Below are 20,976 nucleotides of genomic sequence, written 5' to 3' on the forward strand. Positions count from 1 at the left end.
AAATCCCTATTTGTTCTTTTCTGTTACACTAACCGCAATTCGTTCAAACTCTTTTTGAATCTCCTCTTTATATGCATCCACTTTTGAAAAGTCCATAGCAGCAATATAAATTCGTTCTAATTTATCACGAACTGATTTTGCTTTTGCTAAGAAAGACATCGCCTCATTCATTTTTGCTTTATATTGAATGGAAACGTCGCGAATTTCTGTCGCATACTTCTCATCTGTCCCTGGTGTCACAATCAAGGCATACATATCTATAATTTCATCACCTTCGCGGCTCGGAAAATATTCATGTGGTGCGGTGCTATCAAAAATTGCAAAACCCAAGTCTCTTACGATAACCATATCAAGACTATTTGGATCAAATCCACAATGATATACTTCCGCTTCAAATCCTTTTTCTTCTGCTGCCTTAGCTAATTTTTTGAGCATTGTCGATTTCCCAGAGCCTGGGCGTCCTTTTATAAAATAACGATGTGATAACCCTTCTGTTAAATTCGGAACAAAATCAACTGCTCCTTTCGGTGTAGCTGCTCCTAAAAAGCGATGTTTCACAAGCGGTTGTTTCCCTCCTTTATCTGTAAATAATTTCTGAATCAGCTCATCTGTTAGTTCATTCGCTTTATCAAAATCAATATTATTAATATATATTTTCTCCCACGCATCATGTATAATTAATGCCTCTTTAAAACAAGCGTATGCTGCTTGAAAAGCTTTGCTTGCTTCTGAAACAAATCGTTCAATTTCCACCTTCTGCTTTCTTAATTTATCTGAATCCCAAGCAACCCCTAAATTAATATACTCTTCGACAACTCCTGGCATTTTCGGCTCAATAACATGCGGTGATGTTCCATCAACAATTCCTACTTTTAACTTCGGGATAATTACACCATCAACCGATTTATTATCAGAAGAACAGTGTAAAAATTCAATATCGTATCCTTTTTCAATCCATTCACGACCTATTGCCTTGATTAAAGAAGATTTACCGGTTCCAGGACCACCTTTTAAAATAAATAACCTATCTAGCCCTTTCAAATTCTCGTCGTATAAATTATGGAATCCTCTAGCTGTATTTCCACCAGCATAATAATTCAATATATTCCCTGTCACTGCACTCACTCCTTCGCAGCATTCTATTTACATAAGCTACAATATGCGAGCAACTTTATTTGGGTGAATACCTATTTTGTGTTGCGTAAAAAAAGGAAATGAATTACAATTTAAATATCGTAAATATTCCGAACTTTAAAATTAAATATACCTTTTATCAAGAGAGGCAGAGGGACCGGCCCTTTGAAGCCCAGCAACCTCAGTTTATACAAACTGAATAGGTGCTAATTCCTGCAAAATGCATTGCATTTTGGAAGATAATACTCAACTAGTATGTAAAGCTCATCTTTCTTGATTATGAAGGATGGGCTTTTTATTATTTGAAAAACATATATTGGAGGTATGTAAAATGAAAGTAATTGATCTATCACAAACATTTGAAAACAATATGTCTCAATTTCCTGGAACACCAAAAATCCAACTAGAAGCAATTACAAACGTTGAAGAGACAGGCTATCAAGTTACAGATTTTCATTCTGTCGTTCATGTTGGCACGCATTGCGATGCTCCTGCACATTTCATTTCAGGTGCAACAACCATCGATCAATTACCCCTTGATCAATTTGTAGGCGAGGCCGTTCTTATCGATGTAACTCATATTCAAGAGCGAAAATTACCTAAGGAAGTATTGTATAATGCTGACATAAAAGAAGGTGATATTATCATTTTCCATTCCAACCTATCTACTAAGTGGAATACAGAAGCTTATGAGAAAGAAGCATTTTATCTTTCCGAAGAATTAGCTACAGAACTAGTTCGATTAAAAGTAAAATCGGTCGGTTTAGATTTTATTTCTCCTGATGAGGTAACGACAGAAACATCACCGATTCATCACATACTACTTGGAAATAATATTTATTTAATTGAAAACTTAACAAACTTAGATGCCATTAACACGAAACGTTTCTTTTTCTCAGCGGCACCTTTAAAAATTAAAGATAGTGACGGTGCTTTTGCAAGAGCATTCGCTGTTATTTTTTAAACACAGTCTATAAAAAAAGCAAAGATCATCATTGACCTTTGCTTCTATATTTTTTATTTAAATTAAGAAATAATTGTTCAACACGAGGGCGTACCCAAGCTAAATAATCTTTCTCTTTCTTCTTTGTACAAGCTATCTCTTCTCCATCTACCATTTCGACAAGTTCTAGCTCTAACAGTTGCCTCGTGAATGCTAACATATCCACTTCTTTGGCCGGATACTCTTCTTTTAATTTCTCCTCAATTTCCCCCAATAAAAAACCGTCACGCATCATTGCCAATGCATCAATCCAAAGTGGCGGCATTTCATATTTTTCTCCTGTAATTGTATCTTTTACAATATAATTCTTTTGCTCTTTTCGAAATTGAATCGTGTGTAAACATACAGTCGAATTTAATGTTAATTCCATCATACCACCCCTCTCATCATATCTGCATAGAAAAAAGGATGCGCGTGCACCCCTTCTTATCTTTTCATAACACTACTAAACCGTTACATGAGAAAACAATCTCATGTCGATATTTTCCTCCATTATAAACGAAGTATTTTTAAAAAAAAACCCTTCTTGCAACATTTTATAAAATGTTTATATTTACACAACAAGAACACTTTTCTGAAAAATAATTTCTTTTACTACGCTACACTGTTGGCAAATAAATTTCCACTTTCGTTCCTACTCCCACACTACTTTGAATGGAGATACTTCCTTGATGCTCCTTAATAATTTTATGTGTAATCATTAACCCAAGTCCTGTACCATTCTCCTTCGTTGTGTAAAAAGCTTTACCGATTTTCTCTAACTTCTCGCTCTCTATACCAGATCCTTGGTCTTCGATAGAAATACATAAATGTCCTTCAGTTTTTTCGTATACACGGATATGAATGTCTCCACCTTCTAGCATAGATTCTATCCCATTTTTAATAATATTTAATAACACTTGTTTTAATTGTTTATCATCACCGTTTATAGCTGGTAAATTCCCCTCTATTTGCAAATGAAATTGTACTCTATATTGCGCTGCATAACTTTCCATTAGCTGCACAACATATAGAAGGATTTCTCGTATATTACACAATTCATAATTTGTTGGCTTCGGCTTTCCTAACAACATCAATTCACTAACAAATCCATTTATCCTTTCAATTTCTTGTAACATAATATCATAGCTTATCGTATCTGCTGGGTTTCTTTCTTTTTGCATTTGCGTAAACCCTTTTAACGCTGTTAATGGATTTCGAATTTCATGAGCAATTGTTGTAGACATTGTACCAATCATAGCTAAATTCTCCGTCTCTTTCATATTGTTCATCATTTCTACCACTGTTCTTACATAAGATTGAAATCGTTTTAACAAAGAATGTGAAATAATGAAATAGAATACACATAAAACAAGCGGAATTACCACTTTTAAATCTTGTAATAGCAATGTGAACAGTACGTACTTTCCAATTACACTAAAGGAAACTAAATAAAAATATTTTCTATTCACAAAAACTGGGGCAAATAAAATTAATAACATTTCTACCATACTACCATGTTCAAAAGCTCTATCCGTTCGCAAATAAATCATTAAATTATTAACAAGATTGATAAACATGTACCCAAATAAAAATAAATATTTTACAGAATATACATACCCTCTTTTTTGAAGATATATCGAAATAGGAAATAATGCTATTACAAATATATACACACCTATCCCAAGGCTACCTTCTGGCCAACCTACCGCTGTTCCATTAATATTCATAGCCGGATACACAAAATAATAAATAACGTCATATAAAAAAAAATATAATATAGAATAATAATACAAATACTTTTAAAGCTTCTCTTTCCTCATAAATCAAGCTTTTAAATTTGTTCATATAAATACTCCTCATGATCAATACAAAAACTCTACATATTATCTCCTTAAATTATAAGTATGAAATTGCTTTCAGAACAATATGTAACCTTATAACACGAAAAGGAAGGAGATCTCCCCTTCCTTTTCGTCACAACTTATATCCATCTTACCCGATCATGTAGCAGGCCATCCGTAAAATTATTATGTCCTATTACAAAATTATTCATATATAAATTCAAATATTCTCCGTACTTACTTTCTGTATTTAATAATAATTCCTCTACATAATAGGCACCTTGTTTAAAGTTATCGAACAGTAAACTACATAAGCCAGCATAAATTCCGCATCCTACTTGGAAGTAAGTCGCATTCGTTTTATATTTATGAAAAACTTGACTGCTATTCATCACGTTATACATATATGTCTCGCTATTTTCATAAACGAGTAATACACCTACTAGATCCTCGCCCGCAATCTCTTCTTCGGCTGGATTAAATACTTTACGATTCCAATTCCATAAATCTTCTACTTGATCTAAGTTCTGTCTAATTACATTAGTCGTATACTCATTAATTCGGTAAAGAAAACCCACTTCCATATTGAAGTTTTTTCCTAAAATTAAAACTTCCTCATGTGGCATTAAACAGCCATAAAACTCTTTCTCTCCTAACTTTACTTTATACTCTGAAGCATATACATCTTCATAAAAATAAAGAGGACGATGCTGACTCATATACATCGGATAACTCCATATCGCTTCATCTAGAAATCGCTCTACTGCCCATGAAGCATAAAGTGTATGAGGCTTTATCAGTGCTGTATCATTCAAAAATGACGTATCATGTTCTACTATATAGCATGCTCTTGGCTTTTCTTTTGGCCGCTCCTTCATAAGTTCAACAACCATCCATTGAACAACACCTGGATTCATACCTGAGCCTATAATTGCTTTTGTATTTGTAAATTTCTCTTTCTCCTTCTCAAACCTCGTATATCTTTCCGTAAGCTGAAAGCCGATTAAACTATCGTCCTGATCTACTTCCTCATTTTCCAAAGCTGAATTAATATAACAAATTCCAAGTTCATTACAACAACTTAATACTCTGATTGTATCTGCCCCCGAAACATCAATAACAACACCCGTGCTTTTTTCTTTCAAATGTTGTTTGAATTTCACTACATCTTGAAGGTCAATTTCATATAAAAACAATTGATCTTTCAAATTTGGAAACAACTCACCATAATAAGCCCTATCTTTTTGTTTTATATCAACCAAATGAAATGTAACATTCTTTATCGCTTCATAAATCGGGTCTTTTTCATTTACTATCGCTTGATTTAAAATTGCTAAAACTGCTTTTGCTGCTCCACCAGCACTACCAAGTAATGTAATCGATAACGAATTTGGAAACTGCTCCACAAACAAAACCCCTTTAATATATTAGTTGAGCAGTTCTCCCTCAAAAAATAAATTGAATATATTACAAGATGGCTCGTACATATTTTTTATAATTTCGCACAAGATTAGCTCTTCATAGATAAAGCTAACATATTTATATTCAATTCATTTTTACCCTCATATTCAATTCAATCTAAACAAATAGGCTCGACCTTTTCTTCTACATATAAAAGAAAAAGCCAGCCCTTTCAACTCGTCTACGGACAATGGACAGATTTCACATGTTGAATATTCACATACATTTTTGCATCACGTGCTTTTAATATTTCAATATGCCCCTCATCAATCTTCGCCATCTTTCCAATCTTATTAGACTCCTCACCTAAATCGAACACCATAATTTTTCCAGCCATTTTAATAAGCTGCTCTTCAAATGTTCTAGCTAACGTAATATTTAACGGATTCACGGGGAGTTCATTTTTATTGAGGGCATACGGAACTTGATTTTCTTTATACGGAATTAACCATTTCAAATGCTTTAAAGATATATATACTGTTTTATAAACTGGACTATAAAAAACAATATAATCGTTCATTACACTTGTAACATAACCGTGTATTGGAGCATTTCCTGCTACATAAACTTCTGTAAAAATCCCTTTAGAAGTACTTAATACTTTTCTCAAAGAAATGGAAGGGGATTCCCTCTTAATTACAGAATCCACATCTGGTTTTGATATCTCTTCATCATATGGTCTTAAAAACTTATAATATTGTACATGGTATAAAGATATATATACGTAGTCTTGTCCATTGTAAAGAACAACAATATCATTTCCTACGTCTATTAATACACCTTTAAATCTTTTTTCACCAATTAATTTAACATATATATTTTCTCCAATACTTTTGTTTAACTCATTCATCTGTATCCTCCTTCCTATGAATTTTTACTCTCCTATTCTCCATTTCAAAAAATAACCAGGGGCAATGTTCTGTTTTTTAATAGTAAGAAACCCTTTTTCATATATCCAAAAATAATTACAGAGAAATATGAAATCATTCTTCACTTTCAATCATAATGCCCCTTTTATTTATTAAACATTATTCTTCTTCAGTCTTTTTGTTTTTAACTATTTGACTCACGCTCTTAATATGGGAATTAATCACATAAATGACCTCATCACCGTTAACTAGTGTAATATTTCCATCATGTATATCACTCAATAAACCTTCCACACACTCTGGTCCACCACGATTAATCTTTATCCATTTATACTTCAAGTCATTTAATACATCTAAAAAAGTATCTTCTTCCGCATAAAAACATGAACCATATTCTCCTTGTGCCTCTTTTACTTTTCTGACTAGACTCTTCACATGTTTCAGCTGATAATACACTAATTCTCCATGAGGTAATTGTAGTGTAAGGTAATCTTTTCCTAACAATGACAGTACACCTACTCGACTTTCCGGTCCACGAAGATTTACTTTTACATTCTCACCAACTAAACCTTTGATTTGATCACAGCATAATACATCCTTCAAATTCATACCCTCCTTTCTGTTTTATCTTCCTCTACTTGATTGTCTTAGTGCGCGAGCTCGACTTGAATTATTGCTGTTTTCATTACTTTTCTCATTGCTACTCTCATCACTCTCTCCACTTACAGATGCATTATAATTAACACTCTTAATATGAGATAGTGTAATTAATACAACTTCTTCTTTAATAATCAATGTTACATAACCGCCAGAAACATCTTGTAAAATACCTTCAATTTTCTCTGGTCCACCACGGTTAATTTTCACCCAGCGGTATTTGAAGCTTTGAAGTAGCGTTTCAAAGTCTTCTGCAATGTCTTCTTCTCCCCATTCTAAATCACCTACTCCACCATCTTTCGTATTTTGGGTAATGCTTTTCAGATGGCGAAGCTGGTAGTAATGGTTCTCTCCTTTTTCATTCTCTAATCCGAAGTAGTCCACACCTAATGATACTATTGTTCCTTTTTGAGATTCTGGTCCACCTCTGTTTACTCTTACATAAGATCCAATTAAGTCTTTCAAAAAATCCCAATGAAATAAACTCACGAGAAAACCCCTTCCATTAATTTATAAGCTTTTGCACTGATAGTATATGTATCTGTACAGGTTACGTTCTCTATGTTTGTCCTAGCTAGAAAAAAATATGCTTTTAACCTGGTAGACTAATACCTATCAAACTCCCGAAAAGCCCTGGAGACTCCTTAAAATTTTGATATCTTGAAACAAAAAATCCCGTATGAAGATACATTTCTGCATATCTTCATACGGGATTTCCCATAGTTTAATCTTCGTCTTTAACATCCATATCTTCTGGAATTGGTTCGTTCAATATTTCTTCCACTAATTGCTTATATTTCTCCATTTGTTCTAAATGTGTATTGAATTGTTCTTTATTTAATAAATATTGCTCTCCATCAAATAGCGCACGAACTTTCTTTTGCTGAATTAGTTCTTCAATATACGACTTTGGTAAATTCAAATACTCCGCAGCTTCTTCTAATGTTATATACAACGCGTTCATTCCTTTATTATTTTTTCATATATACTGTATCTTACTTTATTTTTGTAAACAAATAAAAAAGATTTTGTAAATGCAATTTAAAAAGAAGGTGGATGCATTCCATATATTGTATAATAATATAGTAAGGATTTTTTAAATACAGAATGGTATTACCCATTTACACAAAGGAGAGTTAACATATGGCTACTCGTCACATCATTACAATGTTAGAACAAACATTACAAGTTGAAACAAAAAACACAATTTCTCATTTAACTACATCTTTATCTGATCGTATTCTTTCTCAAAGCGCAGCAATACATGAAAACAATTGTTACCATACAATTGGGGAATGGTACAAAAATCATTTTTTATTCCAACAAGATGATTTCCTTTGGGCTAAATACGCTTTCTATGACGCATATTGTGAAGCTATAAAAGAACAAGGACATCTTACAAAACGCATCCGTCAAATATTAGAATCATTAGCTCGAATGCATGGAAAACAGTACATTGTTTCTATATTAAATATGCCATTTCCTAACGAACGAGCTAAAGGGACAGCATAATTTAATACTGTTCTGCGTAATCAAAACATAGATTCATTGTTTTCTAGGAAGATTTACAAATAAAACGTTCATATCACATGAACTGATGAAACCGGTGTCATTATAATGATTGAAAATATAGTAAACAGGAAAACCCCCATTTATCTCTCTCGTCACTCGAATAGAGAAGTAAATGGGGGTATACTTGTTCTTTTCTTATTTCATCATCTGCTTGATCAATTCACGATTTCTCTTCTTAAATACTTCATTATGCGAAGAAACCATTCCGTACTCACTTGCATCTGGTTGAATAAATTGTTTTGCTTTATTTACAGCATTTCCAGCATCTTGGAATGCTCCCGCAATTAAGTGTAATTTCCCTTCATGCTTTAAAATATCTCCAGCAGCATATAATCCATCTACTGAGGACTCACTATTCGCATTCCCTGCAATATAATAATTATCTATAATTGCAACGTCTAATTCACTATTTTCTAATAATGTAATGTCACGTTCATATCCATGATTAATAATAACTTCATCAATAGGTAAATGTGAAACTTCACTTGTTTCATGATTCGTTAATTCTACATATTCGATCGCTTCATGATTGTCACCAGCAATGAGTTTTGTAATCGATGTATTAAAGAAACACTCCGCCGAGCTATTCAGCAATTGTTTTACTTGTGCTTCATGACCAGATAATTCTTCTTTTCTATATGTTACATACACTTTTTTCGCGATTGGTTCTAATTCATTTGCCCAATCAACGGCAGAATTTCCTCCACCGGAAATAATGACCGTCTTACCTTTGAAACGCTTTAAAGATTTCACTGTATAATTTAAATTAGATACTTCAAATCGCTCAGCACCTTCAATGGATAACTTTTGCGGTTTCAATATCCCACTTCCAGTTGCAACAATAACTGTTTTTGAAAAATGTTCTTCTCCATCGCTTGCTTTTAACGTAAAAGTACCATCTTCATTACGAATAATCGATTCTACTTTTGTATTTAATACCACTTCCGGCTTAAATGTTAGCCCTTGCTGTACAAGTTGTTCAATTAATTTATCACCTGTAACTGGCAATAACCCTCCTACATCCCAAATCATCTTCTCTGGATAAACATGTATTTTTCCACCTAACTGTGGTTGAAATTCTATTATTTTCGTTTTCATTTCTCTGAGTCCACTATAAAAAGCTGAATAAAGCCCTGCAGGTCCACCGCCTATCACGGTTACATCAAACAATTCTTCTTGATTCATTCGTGTCACTCCTCAGCTACTAATCATTGATTATCATTCTCAATAAAATATAACCTGTTTCCGCAAAATTTACAATCAAAATTACTATTGACAATACACCTATATAAAATTATATTATTTAAAGAATCAATAGTGATAATCATTATCAATTTGTTAATAATTAGCAAATTTGAGATTACATCTTCTTTCATTAATAGGGTTAATACTATATTGTGAAATCTCATATTCAAGATTTTTAATAAACATTTTGTATTACCACTACTCTTTCAAAAAGATTGCAGTTAAACAAATTATTGTATACACATATCATCTATGTTAAAGGAGAAAGACGATGAAAAAGTTATTTATTTCACTAACAGTTCTTTTCGTTCTTGTTATGAGCGCTTGTAGCAATGGCTCTACAGACAAAAAGAACGATACAAAAGGCAGTAAATCAGAAACAATTACATACCAATCTGAAAATGGTAAAGTAGAGGTTCCTGCAAATCCAAAACGCGTTGTTGTTTTATCATCATTCGCTGGTAACGTAATGTCATTAGATGTAAATCTTGTTGGGGTAGATTCATGGTCTAAACAAAACCCACGTTTTGATAGCAAACTTAAAGATGTTACTGAAGTATCAGATGAAAATGTTGAAAAAATTGCTGAACTAAATCCAGATTTAATCATTGGTTTATCAAATATTAAAAATGTCGATAAGTTAAAGAAAATCGCTCCTACTGTAACATACACTTACGGAAAAGTTGATTACTTAACACAGCATTTAGAAATCGGTAAGTTATTAAACAAAGAAAAAGAAGCAAAAACTTGGGTTGATGATTTCAAGAAACGTGCACAAGACGCTGGTAAAGAAATTAAAGCAAAAATCGGTGAAGATGCAACAGTTTCTGTTGTAGAAAACTTCAACAAACAGCTTTATGTATACGGCGAAAACTGGGGCCGTGGAACAGAAATTCTGTACCAAGAAATGAAATTAAAAATGCCTGAAAAAGTAAAAGAAAAAGCATTAAAAGAAGGTTACTACGCATTATCTACTGAGGTATTACCTGAATTTGCTGGTGATTACTTAATCGTAAGTAAAAACAAAGATACTGATAACTCATTCCAAGAGACAGAATCATATAAAAATATCCCAGCAGTAAAAAATAATCGCGTATATGAAGCAAACATGATGGAATTCTATTTCAATGATCCACTTACATTAGATTTCCAACTAGACTTCTTCAAGAAGAGCTTTCTTGGTAAATAATACAAACATGAGGAATTCTTAAATTAAGAATTCCTCTTCCTTTATTCTATGAACAGAAAAGATGTGAAACGAATGACAAAAGATCACGACAATCCACGTTCGATAGCTTTTACATACAAACTAATTTTGAGCTTAATTGCATTCTTTCTTATTTTTATGGTGGCAATGGTATTAGGTGCTGCAGATACTTCAATAAAAGACGTATGGTTAGCACTCACTTCCTCCGCTAAAGGGGACAAAATATCTATTATTCGCGAAATACGTTTGCCACGTGAAGTTGCTGCTATTTTTGTAGGAGCTGGACTCGCTGTTTCTGGAGCCATTATGCAAGGATTAACACGAAATCCTCTTGCAGATCCTGGATTATTAGGGCTATCTGGTGGAGCAAATGCTGCGCTCGCGCTGACACTTGCTTTCAACCCTTCCATCAGCTATCTTTACTTAACATTTGCTTGCTTTATCGGTGCTGCGGTTGGCGCAATTATGGTATTTGGAATTGGTATGATGAAAAAGGGCGGACTTTCTCCTCTTCGAATTGTATTAGCAGGGGCTGCCGTTTCAGCATTCCTACTCGCAATTTCAGAAGGAGTCGGCATTTACTTCAAAATTTCACAAGATGTATCACTTTGGACTGCTGGGGGCGTAATTGGAACAACTTGGAGCCAATTGAAAATTATTATTCCAGTCATTTCAATTAGCATCTTTATCGCTATCTTACTAGCAAAAAAATTGACAGTTCTTAGTTTCAGTGAAGAAGTGGCTATTGGACTAGGTCAAAAAATTATTGTTATTAAAACCATTCTATTTATCATTATTATCTTACTTGCAGGTGCGTCTGTAGCGCTTGTCGGAAATATGGCATTTATCGGTTTAATGGTACCTCACATGGTACGTCCAATTGTCGGTCCAGATTATCGATTTGTTATACCGATGTCAGCAATTGCTGGAGCTTCCTTTATGCTACTTGCAGATACAATCGGACGTACTATTAACGCTCCGTACGAAACACCAGTTGCCGCTATTGTCGCAATTGTAGGGTTACCATTCTTCCTATTCGTTGTACGTAAAGGAGGAAAAACATTCTCATGATGCAATCTATTCTAAGAAAACAACGTCTTATTATACTCGCTTTACTCATACTAACCATCACCACCATCGTAGTTGGAATGGGACTTGGTTCAGCATCTTTATCTTATGATCGACTACTCCCAACATTAATGGGGCAAGGGACTTTTAAAGAGGAGTTTGTTTTATACTCTTTAAGGCTACCTAGAATTATCATTACATTATTAGCTGGTATGGCTCTCGCTTTATCAGGGGCTATTCTGCAAGGAATTACCCGAAATGATTTAGCTGAACCTGGTATTCTCGGAATCAACTCTGGGGCCGGTGTTGCTGTTGCTATTTTCTTTTTATACTTTCCCATAGATGTAGGTTCATTTCTTTACTTACTACCTGTCGTTGGATTTATCGGGGCATTTCTAACAGCTGTTCTAATTTACGTATTTTCATATAGTAAATCAACTGGACTTCAGCCAATACGATTAACATTAACCGGTATCGGTTTTGCATTTGCACTATCCGGAATGATGATTGTCCTTATTTCATCCGCAGATCGCATGAAAGTAGACTTTATTTCAAAATGGATTGCCGGAAATATTTGGGGAGATGACTGGATCTTCGTTTTAGCAATGCTCCCATGGTTAATCGTATTAATTCCGTTCGTTTTCTATAAAGCAAATCGATTAAACATTCTAGCATTAAACGAACCAGTCGCAATCGGTGTTGGAATTGAAATTGAAAAAGAACGCAGATACCTATTAGTTGCAGCCGTTGCGCTTGCAGCTGCAGCTGTTTCCGTAACAGGAGGCATTAGCTTTATCGGGCTGATGGCTCCTCATATCGCGAAATCTTTAGTAGGTCCAAGACATCAAATCTTCATGCCTATCGCCCTTTTAATCGGCGGATGGCTATTGCTATTAGCAGATACAATTGGACGAAATATCGTTGATCCTAATGGCATCCCAGCAGGTATTGTTGTCGCTTTAATTGGTGCTCCTTACTTTATGTATTTGTTGCTTAAGAAAGCATAGAAATACCCTCAAGAGTCAAATCTTGAGGGTATTTTTTTGTGTCATTCTACTGCTGCCCATACCCTTCAAACTTCTTCGCCAAATTCTCCATCTCATCTTCTGGCAACAACTTCGGCTCTCCGACACTTTTCGTTTGATAATAAATTTGCGCGCAAAACTCAATCTCTTCCGCAACAGTAAACGCCATTTTTATATGATTTGCACCTGCAATTAAACCGTGATTGGCAAGTAAAACGGCACGTCGATCAATCATACCTTCAAAAGCAGCCTCTGCTAATTGCTTCGTACCAAATGTTTCATACGGTGCACAGCGAACATTCGGGCCTGCAAAAGCAATTAAATACGATACAGCAGGAAGCTCCCATCCCAATGATGCGATCGTCTTCGCGTAAGGAGAGTGCGTATGCACAAGCGCATTTATGTCTTCACGATTTCGATAATAAATAAGATGCATATCTAGTTCACTTGATGGTTTTCTCTCTCCCTCTACCACTTCACCATCTAAGTTTAATATAACTACATCTTCAGGCTTCGTTTCATAATAATCTAAACCACTTGGGCTAATTGCAACAAGACCTTGCTCGCGATTGAAAATACTAATATTACCGCCTGTCCCCTTTGTTAAACCGCTAGAAATCATTTTCTTTCCATACGCTACAATTTCTTCTCTTTCTTTTTGTAATAACATATACATCCCCCTAAGTATGAAGCTTATGATGACTGACTTTTTAAATCTATCTACTTATTGAAATAGCTTTTTTAAGTTTTCCGTAAACGGTGCTTTTACAATCCCTTTTTCCGTAATAATTGCTGTTACATTTTCATGTGGCGTGACATCAAATGCCGGATTATATACTTTACTTTCTTTCGGCGCAGAATATTGTCCGAAGCGATTAATTACTTCAGCAGCATCTCTTTCCTCAATCGGAATTTCTTTTCCTGTTGGTGTTTTCAAGTCAATTGTCGGTGTTGGTGCTGCTACATAAAACGGAATGTTGTAATATTTTGCTAAAATAGATACGCCTAATGTCCCAATTTTATTTGCTACATCACCGTTTGCTGCCACACGATCGCATCCAACGATCACCGCATCAATCTTTCCTTGTGACATAACCATAGCTGCCATATTATCCGTAATGACAGTAACATCAATTCCCGCTCGCTGTAGTTCTAATGCCGTTAATGTTGAACCTTGTAATCTTGGACGTGTTTCATCCGAAAAGATTTTTAAGTCCCATCCTTTTTCTTTTGCTAAGTACATTGGAGCTGTCGCAGTGCCATACTTAGTCGTCGCTAACGCACCAGCATTACAATGTGTTAATACTCCCATCCCATCATGGAATAACGTCAATGCATGCTCTCCAATTTGACGGTTAATTTCTTCATCTTCTCTATGAATTTCTTTTGCCTCTTCTAGTAATCTATCTTTCAACTGAGCGATTGATAAGTGCGCGTTCTCTGTCGCTACTGCCTCCATTCTTTCAAGTGCCCAGAATAAATTCACTGCTGTCGGCCTTGATGTTGCTAAGTATGCACATACCTTTTTTACTTCCTCTATAAATTCTTCCACCGTACTTTGAGGAACTTCCTTGATTCCTAAATACACACCATAAGCTGCTGAAACACCGATTGCTGGTGCTCCTCGCACTTTCATTACTTGAATGGCATTCCATACACTTTCAGCTGTTTTGAAAGACTCATAGACAACTTCATTCGGTAATAGTGTTTGATCTAATAAAACTAATGTATCATCTTTCCACTGAATCGGTATTAACTGCTCTTTCATCACTTTCTCCCCTTACTTCGCATTCTGCACAGATTGTTCTTTTAGCGTTTCTATAAAGCTTTTACCTGTTTTATATTGTTTCGCATGTAAAATAAACTTCTTCGCTGCCTGAAGACAAATACGTTCCGCTCTAGCACGTACTTCCTCATTCTCAATACAAGTAATATCCTTTACTTTCGCTAACCCAACAATACGACGAATTAACTCAAGGCCTGTCACTGCAGCCGTATCCTCTAATACAGATTGTAAATAAACTTCGTTAAAGCCTTCTTCCTTCGCCATAATCTCTGTCACATGAATATCCCAAGCATCTAAAAACTTCTTCTTAAATAAATCAATTACATCCACCATTGTCGATTGTAGCCAATCCATATACGTATCTTTCTCAGCCCCAGGCGGCATAGTCGCATCTGCATTCACCCAAGCAAACATTAAATTCGCCATTACGTTTCCAACGTCATATCCCATCGGTCCATAAAAGGCAAACTCAGGATCAATTACCTTTGTAGAATCATCTTTCACAAAAACAGAACCGGTATGTAAATCACCGTGGAGCAACGCCTGTGCATTCGTCATAAAAGAAAATTTAAGCTTTGCTACTTCCATACGAAGCTCTTTATCACTATAAATATGCTCTCTAATCCATCCTTCATTTAACGGAAATAACTCATTACGATTATGATGATTTGTAAATGGTTCCGCGTATACGAGGTCCTCTGTAATCTCACATAACTCAGGATTTATATAATTCTTCACAAGTTCCTTCTTTTCTTTATGATTCATTACAACGTCTGATGTTAATAGAAGAGTATTTACCACAAAAGTCGTTAAATCATCAGCAAGCCTCGGAAATATTTGATGATTTATAAGTGCTGTACGTAATATTGTGTGATCCGATAAATCTTCCATTACGCAACAATTCATCACACTATCAAACAAATATACCTTTGGAACAAGCCCAGGTGCTAACTCCTCCTCTAACTGCAAAACATCTGATTCTATACGAATACGATTCGTCGACAACTTAAACTCATCTGAAATACGTGCTGTATCTCCAGCTTGCTTTACAATGACAGAAATATTCTTCTGTTCATCCCAAACGCGGAATACATAATTTAAATTACCATCGCCTATTTCTTTACACTGTAACCCCTTTGCATCCTCAAACTTAGATAATTTCTCTTTCACATATGCAATCACATCTTTAGCTTCCATTAAAAAATACTTTGTGAATGTAGACATGGTTTCCCCTCCATACCAATTGTAAGCGTTTTCTAAAGGCCGTAAAAAATAATAGGGTGAAATTTTTTCATCCTATATTATATATTCTTCTTTTTGAAAGGTATATCTAGGTTTTATTATATCTTGTTAGCACCTTGAGTCAATATTTCTAATTATCATTACAATATACTTCCTAATTATATATTTGGGATGACAAAAATTGTTCAAAAAGATTCTGATTCATTTTATTTTATTTATCGCACAATTCTTTGTAAAATAGAAGTAGACAACGACTTTTCAAATACACAACTTCTAAGAAATATTTCCTCCCTAAGAATCTATCCTTACACCATATCTCTAACATACACACCACTCTTTTAAGCACTCATTGAAAATTTACGACATAAAATTACCTTTTAATTCCCTAATAGCCTTAATTGAGAATAAATATTAATTAAATTGGTATAAAGTTGGTTTATTCACTTGACAAAATAACCACTTCTATATGATAATTAATATCGAATTAGAATTATTATAGTTAATTAAAAAATATATTTTATGAGCACACTATTTTTTGATGCTCAAAACCAACATTTAGGAGGAATTTTAATATGTTATTAATCGGCACAGAAGTAAAACCGTTTAAAGCTAATGCTTACCATAATGGAGAATTTATCCAAGTTACTGACGAAAGTTTAAAAGGAAAATGGAGTGTAGTTTGTTTCTACCCAGCTGACTTCACATTCGTTTGCCCAACTGAACTTGAAGACTTACAAAACCAATACGCAACTCTTAAAGAGTTAGGCGTTGAAGTATACTCTGTATCTACAGACACTCACTTCACTCACAAAGCATGGCATGATAGCTCAGAAACTATCGGCAAAATCGAATACATTATGATTGGTGACCCAACTCGCACAATCACTACAAACTTCAACGTTTTAATGGAAGAAGAAGGTCTTGCTGCTCGTGGTACATTCATCATCGATCCAGACGGCGTTATCCAATCTATGGAAATCAATGCTGACGGTATCGGCCGTGACGCAAGCATTCTTGTTAACAAAATTAAAGCAGCTCAATACGTACGTAACAACCCAGGTGAAGTTTGCCCAGCTAAATGGCAAGAGGGTTCTGCAACACTTAAACCAAGCCTTGACCTTGTAGGCAAAATCTAAGGAGTTCGATCAAAATGATACTAGATGCAGATATAAAAACACAACTATCCCAATACCTTCAGTTAATGGAGAACGATATTTTACTTAAAGTAAGCGCAGGAGACGATAACGTATCTAAAGATATGTTAGCTCTAGTAGACGAATTAGCTACTATGTCATCTAAGATTACAGTAGAAAAAGTTGAATTAGAGAGAACACCAAGCTTTAGCGTAAACCGCCCTGGTGAAGACACTGGTGTCGTATTCGCTGGTATTCCATTAGGACACGAATTTACTTCATTAGTGTTAGCTTTACTACAAGTAAGTGGACGCGCTCCAAAAGTTGAACAAAAATTAATCGATCAAATTAAAAACATTCAAGGCGAATATCATTTTGAATCTTATATCAGCCTAAGTTGTCATAACTGTCCTGATGTTGTACAAGCTCTTAACGTAATGAGCGTTCTAAACTCTGGTATTACACATACTATGATTGATGGCGCTGCATTCAAAGAGGAAGTAGAAAGCAAAGACATCATGGCAGTACCAACTGTTTACCTAAACGGCGAATCTTTCGGAAGCGGTCGTATGACACTTGAAGAAATTTTAGCAAAAATGGGTAACGGTCCAGATGCATCAGAGCTTTCTGATAAAGATCCATACGATGTTCTTGTTGTTGGTGGCGGCCCTGCTGGTGCAAGTGCAGCGATTTATGCAGCACGTAAAGGCATCCGCACTGGTATCGTTGCTGAGCGCTTCGGTGGTCAAGTAATGGATACTATGGGTATTGAGAACTTCATCAGCGTAAAACGCACTGAAGGTCCTAAGCTAGTAGCAAGCCTTGAAGAGCACGTAAAAGAATACGACATCGATGTAATGAATCTACAACGTGCAAAACGTTTAGAGAAAAAAGAACTTATTGAAGTGGAACTTGAAAACGGCGCTATTCTGAAAAGTAAGAGCGTAATCGTTTCAACAGGTGCTCGCTGGCGTAACGTTGGCGTACCAGGTGAAGCTGAGTTCAAAAATAAAGGTGTAGCATACTGCCCACACTGTGACGGTCCATTATTCATTGGAAAAGACGTAGCAGTTATCGGTGGAGGTAACTCTGGTATTGAAGCAGCTATCGACTTAGCAGGTATTGTTAAGCACGTAACTGTTCTTGAGTTCATGCCAGAATTAAAAGCTGATGCTGTATTACAAGAGCGTCTTAACAGCTTACCTAACGTAACTGTTCTGAAAAACGTTCAAACGAAAGAAATTACTGGTACTGATAAAGTAAACGGTATTTCTTACATCGATCGTGAAACTGAAGAAGTTCATCACGTTGAATTACAAGGTGTATTCGTACAAATCGGTCTTGTGCCAAACACAGACTGGTTAGGCGAAACAGTTGAACGCGCTCGTGGTGAAATCGTAACAGACAAGCACGGCGCTACAAACGTACCAGGAGTGTTTGCTGCAGGTGACTGTACAAATAATCCGTACAAACAAATCATCATCTCTATGGGTTCAGGTGCAAACGCAGCTTTAGGTGCATTTGATTACTTAATCCGTAACTAATTAAAAAAAACAGGTGCCTTAGCACCTGTTTTTTTTATAATCCTAACGTATAAACTAAAAATCTCTCATTCCCATTCTTCTCATAAGCACCCGGCAATCTAACCTCTCTCTTTAATTCAAACGCTGTCTGGTTCTCTAAGAAGAAAATATAATCCTCCGAAGGATAGTATAAAATAATATCCACTTCCCTCTCTACCTCTTCTACCGAAAGCAAAATGTTATTTACTACGTTCATAAATACTTGTACTGAAAACGGATTAAAGAAATAAAATCGGTTATCACGCGAATCAACTTCATATTCTTGTGCTAAACAGCACTCAAATTGAATTTTATCTTTGCTGTTTCGTACTTTTCGCACATAACGATCACGATTATCCATCGCATCTTTATAAAACTCTTCATTCATTTCAATTCCAACTGCTGAAGCACCGCACTTATGGTGCATGTAAAAGTTTAATCGTCCTTTTCCGCATCCAAAGTCTACAATTCGGTCGCTACTTTTAATTTCGTATTGGTTCAAAAGTTCCTCTAATCCACTATATGGCGTCGGCTCATAACGGTGGTAATGCATAGACTTATTAAATCCCTTTTGCTCGCCGACTGTTTTTATATTTAAAACTGCATCATAATATTGTTCGTTCATTGATTTTCTCCTATTAAAAATGGTACTTATTATTATACACCATGTATTGGAGAGGAATTTTTCATCAAATTAGTTGGTATGTGAAATTATATCAACGATTTTTTCAATATATCTATCGTAACTTCAAATATATCGATTTAACGACAAAGTATGACAAAAAAACAGGAGCTCTCTAGCCCCTGTCCTCTAATACTTTCAATACAGTTTGTTTCAATATTTCTACTCCATCCATGATACAACTATGATCGAACTTCATATACGGATGGTGTAATCCAGGTTGTAGATTAGCCCCTAGTCCAAGCATGACAGCTTTTAAATGTGGTCTCTTCACTGTGTAGTAATGGAAATCATCGCTTCCTGTCGTATACAGTGGTCCAGTACATCCCTCTTCCCCGTACACTTCAAGAATGCCCTTTCGCATAAAGCGCTCAGCTTCTTCTGACACTTCAGCTCCTGGTGCGAGATCGATCCACTCATAAGATACTTTAGATCCCATTGATTCAGCTGACAAAATTACTTGCTCTATTTTTTGCTTCAATTCATTTAGTAATATGTTATTCTCTGCTCTTACATCTAAACTAAAATGACCGTTACCCGGAATAATATTTAAATTATCACCACCAGCTTGGCACCTTGTCATCTTCACTGAATAGGAACTTTGCGGCGGTAACCATATATTTTTCAATCCAATATTGATCATCGAAATGACATCAATTGCATTTATCCCTTGATGCGGGCGTGCCCCATGTGCATCATCTCCGTGAATCGTTCCTTCTAAAAATCCTGCTGCTCCGTGACGAATAGATGGGGCAGCTTGTTTCAAAGGTAGTTCTTCAATCGGTCTTAAATGAACACCAAATAAGAAGTCAGCATCATCCACGGCACCCTTCTCTACCATCTTTAAAGAACCATTTCCTTTTTCCTCTGCCGGCTGAAAAATAAACCTAACCGTTCCACTACCCCATCTCATATTTTTCAATTGTAAAATAAGCCCCATCACAATTGTCATATGTGCATCGTGACCACATGAATGATTCGCTTTAAACTCTCCGTCTACTTCTTGCCAAAGTGCATCCATATCGGCACGAATTGCAACAACTGGATTTCCACTTCCAATTTCAGCGATCACGCCTGGGCAATCATCAAATATTTTATATGAAATTCCTTCTTCTTTTAAAAAGTTAGTAATATACGCTGTCGTTTCATACTCTTTCCAACTCACTTCAGGGTTTTCATGTAAATACTGAAAAATTTCAGTTAAACGCTCTTGTAGTTCTAATGTTTTCAAAGCTACATTCTCCTTCCCAAATTCCAAAACCATTCAGGTTAATTATACTTATGAAAAACAGATGTTTTTATGAACATATTGAATTTTAAGAAAAAAGTCAATTGTTTATTTTCAAACACTTAAAAAGCTTACTCTACATCTATATTACAAACTAAACAAACAACTAGAATATTACTTATTTTCTGTCTTTTATGTTGACGCTTACATATCTTTTTAGTTATCATAACCTAATAAACGTCTATTTTACGACAATTCTAAAAATACAAACAAACATAC

20 protein-coding genes, 1 pseudogene and 1 riboswitch are annotated in these 20,976 nt (G+C 35.2%); of the genes and pseudogenes, 7 read left to right on the forward strand and 14 right to left on the reverse strand.

Annotated features, from left to right (window positions below; translation table 11 throughout):
- Positions 1-6: 6 nt before the first annotated feature.
- The gene (locus tag ACUN28_RS27445; RefSeq protein ID WP_016089499.1) at positions 7-1,116 is read right to left on the reverse strand and encodes a PRK06851 family protein; all 1,110 of its coding nucleotides are present in this window, start codon (positions 1,114-1,116) and stop codon (positions 7-9) included.
- A 151-nt stretch (positions 1,117-1,267) separates the two neighbouring features.
- A riboswitch (SAM riboswitch) is annotated at positions 1,268-1,380 on the forward strand.
- Positions 1,381-1,465: 85 nt separating this feature from the next.
- Between ACUN28_RS27445 and ACUN28_RS27450 the strand changes: the two genes are divergently transcribed.
- Positions 1,466-2,098, forward strand: a complete 633-nt coding sequence (locus tag ACUN28_RS27450; protein ID WP_016089500.1) for a cyclase family protein — start codon at positions 1,466-1,468, stop codon at positions 2,096-2,098.
- A gap of 28 nt (positions 2,099-2,126) precedes the next feature.
- On the opposite strand, the gene ACUN28_RS27455 is transcribed toward ACUN28_RS27450, so the two are convergent.
- From ACUN28_RS27455 to ACUN28_RS27485, 7 genes and pseudogenes are all read right to left on the reverse strand, one after another.
- Complete coding sequence (locus tag ACUN28_RS27455; protein ID WP_033660241.1) at positions 2,127-2,507, reverse strand: hypothetical protein; 381 nt, start codon at positions 2,505-2,507, stop codon at positions 2,127-2,129.
- A gap of 229 nt (positions 2,508-2,736) precedes the next feature.
- Positions 2,737-3,964, reverse strand: a pseudogene (locus ACUN28_RS27460) (ATP-binding protein).
- A 136-nt stretch (positions 3,965-4,100) separates the two neighbouring features.
- Positions 4,101-5,366: a hypothetical protein gene (locus ACUN28_RS27465; protein ID WP_016089503.1), complete on the reverse strand. Its 1,266-nt coding sequence runs from the start codon at positions 5,364-5,366 to the stop codon at positions 4,101-4,103.
- A 236-nt stretch (positions 5,367-5,602) separates the two neighbouring features.
- Positions 5,603-6,271 (reverse strand): hypothetical protein, encoded by a 669-nt coding sequence (locus ACUN28_RS27470; protein ID WP_001004278.1) that lies wholly within the window; start codon positions 6,269-6,271, stop codon positions 5,603-5,605.
- Between the two features lie 178 nt (positions 6,272-6,449).
- Positions 6,450-6,893, reverse strand: coding sequence for a hypothetical protein (locus ACUN28_RS27475; protein WP_000655885.1), 444 nt, complete (start codon positions 6,891-6,893; stop codon positions 6,450-6,452).
- 21 nt (positions 6,894-6,914) lie between these two features.
- Positions 6,915-7,436 carry a hypothetical protein gene (locus tag ACUN28_RS27480; protein ID WP_000051644.1) on the reverse strand — a complete coding sequence of 174 codons (522 nt, stop codon included), beginning with the start codon at positions 7,434-7,436 and terminating at the stop codon, positions 6,915-6,917.
- A gap of 235 nt (positions 7,437-7,671) precedes the next feature.
- A complete protein-coding gene (locus tag ACUN28_RS27485; RefSeq protein WP_080118117.1) occupies positions 7,672-7,911 on the reverse strand; it encodes a helix-turn-helix domain-containing protein in 240 nt (79 codons plus the stop codon).
- A 179-nt stretch (positions 7,912-8,090) separates the two neighbouring features.
- Between ACUN28_RS27485 and ACUN28_RS27490 the strand changes: the two genes are divergently transcribed.
- Positions 8,091-8,459: a hypothetical protein gene (locus tag ACUN28_RS27490; protein ID WP_016089505.1), complete on the forward strand. Its 369-nt coding sequence runs from the start codon at positions 8,091-8,093 to the stop codon at positions 8,457-8,459.
- A 195-nt stretch (positions 8,460-8,654) separates the two neighbouring features.
- Here ACUN28_RS27490 and ACUN28_RS27495 read toward each other — a convergent pair whose 3' ends face one another.
- Positions 8,655-9,704, reverse strand: coding sequence for an NAD(P)/FAD-dependent oxidoreductase (locus tag ACUN28_RS27495; RefSeq protein ID WP_016089506.1), 1,050 nt, complete (start codon positions 9,702-9,704; stop codon positions 8,655-8,657).
- Positions 9,705-10,035: 331 nt separating this feature from the next.
- Here ACUN28_RS27495 and ACUN28_RS27500 point away from each other — a divergent pair, with 331 nt between their 5' ends.
- The 3 genes from ACUN28_RS27500 to ACUN28_RS27510 are packed head-to-tail and all read left to right on the forward strand — an operon-like array spanning position 10,036 to position 13,046.
- Complete coding sequence (locus tag ACUN28_RS27500) at positions 10,036-10,953, forward strand: iron-hydroxamate ABC transporter substrate-binding protein (RefSeq protein WP_016089507.1); 918 nt, start codon at positions 10,036-10,038, stop codon at positions 10,951-10,953.
- 48 nt (positions 10,954-11,001) lie between these two features.
- Positions 11,002-12,042: a FecCD family ABC transporter permease gene (locus tag ACUN28_RS27505; RefSeq protein WP_016089508.1), complete on the forward strand. Its 1,041-nt coding sequence runs from the start codon at positions 11,002-11,004 to the stop codon at positions 12,040-12,042.
- Positions 12,039-13,046 carry a FecCD family ABC transporter permease gene (locus ACUN28_RS27510; RefSeq protein WP_016089509.1) on the forward strand — a complete coding sequence of 336 codons (1,008 nt, stop codon included), beginning with the start codon at positions 12,039-12,041 and terminating at the stop codon, positions 13,044-13,046. The genes ACUN28_RS27505 and ACUN28_RS27510 overlap by 4 nt, the downstream gene beginning before the upstream one ends.
- A gap of 46 nt (positions 13,047-13,092) precedes the next feature.
- Here ACUN28_RS27510 and ACUN28_RS27515 read toward each other — a convergent pair whose 3' ends face one another.
- Genes ACUN28_RS27515 through mtnK form a run of 3 tightly spaced genes read right to left on the reverse strand, consistent with a single transcriptional unit; the run spans position 13,093 to position 16,074 of the window.
- Positions 13,093-13,734, reverse strand: a complete 642-nt coding sequence (locus ACUN28_RS27515) for an L-fuculose-phosphate aldolase (protein ID WP_016089510.1) — start codon at positions 13,732-13,734, stop codon at positions 13,093-13,095.
- A 54-nt stretch (positions 13,735-13,788) separates the two neighbouring features.
- Positions 13,789-14,832 (reverse strand): S-methyl-5-thioribose-1-phosphate isomerase, encoded by a 1,044-nt coding sequence (gene mtnA / locus ACUN28_RS27520; protein WP_016089511.1) that lies wholly within the window; start codon positions 14,830-14,832, stop codon positions 13,789-13,791.
- 12 nt (positions 14,833-14,844) lie between these two features.
- Positions 14,845-16,074: an S-methyl-5-thioribose kinase gene (gene mtnK, locus ACUN28_RS27525; RefSeq protein WP_016089512.1), complete on the reverse strand. Its 1,230-nt coding sequence runs from the start codon at positions 16,072-16,074 to the stop codon at positions 14,845-14,847.
- A 590-nt stretch (positions 16,075-16,664) separates the two neighbouring features.
- Between mtnK and ahpC the strand changes: the two genes are divergently transcribed.
- Positions 16,665-17,228: an alkyl hydroperoxide reductase subunit C gene (gene ahpC, locus ACUN28_RS27530; protein WP_000924422.1), complete on the forward strand. Its 564-nt coding sequence runs from the start codon at positions 16,665-16,667 to the stop codon at positions 17,226-17,228.
- 14 nt (positions 17,229-17,242) lie between these two features.
- The gene (ahpF, locus tag ACUN28_RS27535; RefSeq protein WP_016089513.1) at positions 17,243-18,769 is read left to right on the forward strand and encodes an alkyl hydroperoxide reductase subunit F; all 1,527 of its coding nucleotides are present in this window, start codon (positions 17,243-17,245) and stop codon (positions 18,767-18,769) included.
- Positions 18,770-18,803: 34 nt separating this feature from the next.
- Here the strand turns inward: ahpF and ACUN28_RS27540 are convergent, their stop codons facing one another.
- Together ACUN28_RS27540 and ACUN28_RS27545 are read right to left on the reverse strand one after the other, a co-directional pair.
- Positions 18,804-19,412, reverse strand: coding sequence for an SAM-dependent methyltransferase (locus ACUN28_RS27540; RefSeq protein ID WP_016089514.1), 609 nt, complete (start codon positions 19,410-19,412; stop codon positions 18,804-18,806).
- Positions 19,413-19,584: 172 nt separating this feature from the next.
- Entirely contained in the window at positions 19,585-20,700 is a 1,116-nt protein-coding gene (locus tag ACUN28_RS27545) for a M20 peptidase aminoacylase family protein (RefSeq protein WP_016089515.1), read from the reverse strand.
- Positions 20,701-20,976 lie beyond the last annotated feature (276 nt).

This window comes from Bacillus sp. WC2507 (assembly GCF_052656125.1).

What these genes read in the sequence shown, in the direction of transcription:
- mtnA (WP_016089511.1), bottom strand. Translation starts at nt 14,832, where the DNA reads ATGAAAGAGCAGTTAATACCGATTCAGTGGAAAGATGATACATTAGTT.
- ACUN28_RS27485 (WP_080118117.1), bottom strand. Translation starts at nt 7,911, where the DNA reads ATGAACGCGTTGTATATAACATTAGAAGAAGCTGCGGAGTATTTGAAT.
- ACUN28_RS27450 (WP_016089500.1), top strand. Translation starts at nt 1,466, where the DNA reads ATGAAAGTAATTGATCTATCACAAACATTTGAAAACAATATGTCTCAA.
- ACUN28_RS27510 (WP_016089509.1), top strand. Translation starts at nt 12,039, where the DNA reads ATGATGCAATCTATTCTAAGAAAACAACGTCTTATTATACTCGCTTTA.
- ACUN28_RS27515 (WP_016089510.1), bottom strand. Translation starts at nt 13,734, where the DNA reads ATGTTATTACAAAAAGAAAGAGAAGAAATTGTAGCGTATGGAAAGAAA.
- ahpC (WP_000924422.1), top strand. Translation starts at nt 16,665, where the DNA reads ATGTTATTAATCGGCACAGAAGTAAAACCGTTTAAAGCTAATGCTTAC.
- ACUN28_RS27495 (WP_016089506.1), bottom strand. Translation starts at nt 9,704, where the DNA reads ATGAATCAAGAAGAATTGTTTGATGTAACCGTGATAGGCGGTGGACCT.
- ACUN28_RS27540 (WP_016089514.1), bottom strand. Translation starts at nt 19,412, where the DNA reads ATGAACGAACAATATTATGATGCAGTTTTAAATATAAAAACAGTCGGC.
- ACUN28_RS27490 (WP_016089505.1), top strand. Translation starts at nt 8,091, where the DNA reads ATGGCTACTCGTCACATCATTACAATGTTAGAACAAACATTACAAGTT.
- ACUN28_RS27455 (WP_033660241.1), bottom strand. Translation starts at nt 2,507, where the DNA reads ATGGAATTAACATTAAATTCGACTGTATGTTTACACACGATTCAATTT.
- mtnK (WP_016089512.1), bottom strand. Translation starts at nt 16,074, where the DNA reads ATGTCTACATTCACAAAGTATTTTTTAATGGAAGCTAAAGATGTGATT.
- ACUN28_RS27470 (WP_001004278.1), bottom strand. Translation starts at nt 6,271, where the DNA reads ATGAATGAGTTAAACAAAAGTATTGGAGAAAATATATATGTTAAATTA.
- ahpF (WP_016089513.1), top strand. Translation starts at nt 17,243, where the DNA reads ATGATACTAGATGCAGATATAAAAACACAACTATCCCAATACCTTCAG.
- ACUN28_RS27505 (WP_016089508.1), top strand. Translation starts at nt 11,002, where the DNA reads ATGAACAGAAAAGATGTGAAACGAATGACAAAAGATCACGACAATCCA.
- ACUN28_RS27500 (WP_016089507.1), top strand. Translation starts at nt 10,036, where the DNA reads ATGAAAAAGTTATTTATTTCACTAACAGTTCTTTTCGTTCTTGTTATG.